Source organism: Mycolicibacterium vinylchloridicum (assembly GCF_013404075.1).
GTDB classification, from domain to species: domain Bacteria; phylum Actinomycetota; class Actinomycetes; order Mycobacteriales; family Mycobacteriaceae; genus Mycobacterium; species Mycobacterium vinylchloridicum.
This window is the reverse complement of sequence record NZ_JACBJQ010000160.1, coordinates 1-1807: the sequence shown is the minus strand read 5'-3', so window position 1 is coordinate 1807 and position 1807 is coordinate 1. Positions and strand designations below refer to the sequence as shown.

The 1807-nt window shown below is 68.4% G+C and carries 2 protein-coding genes; both read left to right on the top strand.

Annotated features, from left to right (window positions below; genetic code table 11):
• Nucleotides 1-891: Mu transposase domain-containing protein (locus HPC46_RS34270; RefSeq protein WP_233717046.1), on the top strand; the 891-nt coding region annotated here is incomplete at its 5' end.
• Nucleotides 888-1745, top strand: a complete 858-nt coding sequence (gene istB / locus HPC46_RS34265; protein WP_014805398.1) for an IS21-like element helper ATPase IstB — start codon at nt 888-890, stop codon at nt 1743-1745. The genes HPC46_RS34270 and istB, both read left to right, overlap by 4 nt.
• The last annotated feature ends 62 nt before the right edge of the window (nt 1746-1807 follow it).

Below are 1807 nucleotides of genomic sequence, written 5' to 3'. Positions count from 1 at the left end.
CTGGCGCATTCCGGCAAGTGGCGTGCCGCCCTGGCGCCCTGCGAAGACCAGCCGCACCTGGTCGCCGGCCTCGACCGCGTGACCCGCGGACTGGGCGGGTGCACGCGGGTATGGCGGTTTGACCGGATGGCCACGGTCTGCGACCCCGGTAGCGGCAGGGTGACCGCATCGTTCGCCGGGGTGGCCAAGCACTACGGGGTGTCGGTGGCGATCTGCCCGGCCCGGCGCGGCAACCGCAAGGGCGTGGTGGAGAAGGTCAACCACACCGCCGCCCAACGCTGGTGGCGCACCCTGGCCGACGAGGCCACCGTGGAGCAGGCGCAAGTCAGCGTGGATCGCTTCGCCGCTGTGCGCGGTGACACGAGGCTGCGGGCCACCGCCGACGGCCGCTCCTCGGTCGCTGTGGTGGCCAAGACCGAGCCGCTGACCCCCGCGCCGGTCATGCCGTATCCGGTGATCGTTTCGGAGACCCGCACAGCGTCACGGCAGGCGCTGGTGTCCTATCGCGGTAACCGTTACTCGGTGCCCCCGGAACTGGCGGCGGCTCAGGTCGTGGTCAGTCATCCTGTCGGCGGGCAGTTCTGCGACATCGCCACCGTCAGCGGGATCGTGGTCGCTCGGCACCGACTGGCCACCGACGGGCTCGGTGTGATGGTGCGCGACAGCGGCCATATCATCGCCCTGGACACCGCGGCGATGGCCACCGCCACGACCGGACGACCGCACCGCCGCAAAGAACGCATCCCACCCGGTCCAGCGGCTAAAGCCGCTGCCGCGCAACTACTCCGGATCGATTCCGAAGCCGTCCAAACATCAACGCCATCAACCGATTCCACCGTAATCGACCTGTCCGCCTACGAGCGGGCCGCCCAGAACAGGACCATCCAATGACCCCCACCCCACGCACCCCGAAGACCACCGCCACAACCACCGCCGAGGAGGCACCGTCGGCAGCCGCAAGCCGCTATCAACAGCTGCGCTCGCATCTGGCCGAGCTCAAACTGGCTGCCGCCGCCGAAGCCTTACCCGCCGTCTTGGACCAAGCCAGCGCCGAAGGAGTCTCGCTCACCGTCGCCTTGGAGCGACTGCTGGCCGTCGAAGTCGAGGCCAGCACCGCGCGCCGCCTGGCGGGCCGGCTGCGGTTCGCCTGCCTGCCCACCCCGGCTACCCTCGCAGATTTCGATGTCGATGCCGCCGCCGGGATCGACCGCAAGCTCATCGATGAGTTGGGCACCTGTCGCTACCTGGAATCGGCGACCAACATCTTGCTCATCGGCCCACCGGGCACGGGCAAGACACACCTCTCGGTGGGATTGGCCAGAGCCGCCGCGCACGCCGGCTACCGGACCTACTTCACCACCGCCGCCGATCTGGCCGCCCGCTGCCACCGCGCCGCGATCGAAGGACGCTGGGCCACCACCATGCGCTTCTACGCCGGCCCAACACTGCTGGTGATCGACGAACTGGGCTACCTACCGCTACCGGCCGAGGCCGCATCGGCACTGTTTCAGGTTGTCTCCCAACGATATTTGAAGACCAGCATCGTCATCACCACCAACCGCGGGGTGGGTGCTTGGGGCGACATCCTCGGCGACACCACCGTCGCCGCCGCCATGCTCGACCGCCTGCTGCACCGCTCCGTGGTCATCAACCTCGACGGCGAGTCCTACCGCCTACGCGACCACCAAGCAGCCGCCGAAACCCTGCGCCGAACCACCACCGGCAACCGCCAACAACTACACTGACCGCTGCTCACAGGTGAGGAATTTCGGCGAGCACACCTGAGGACTTTCGACGAGCGCGATCA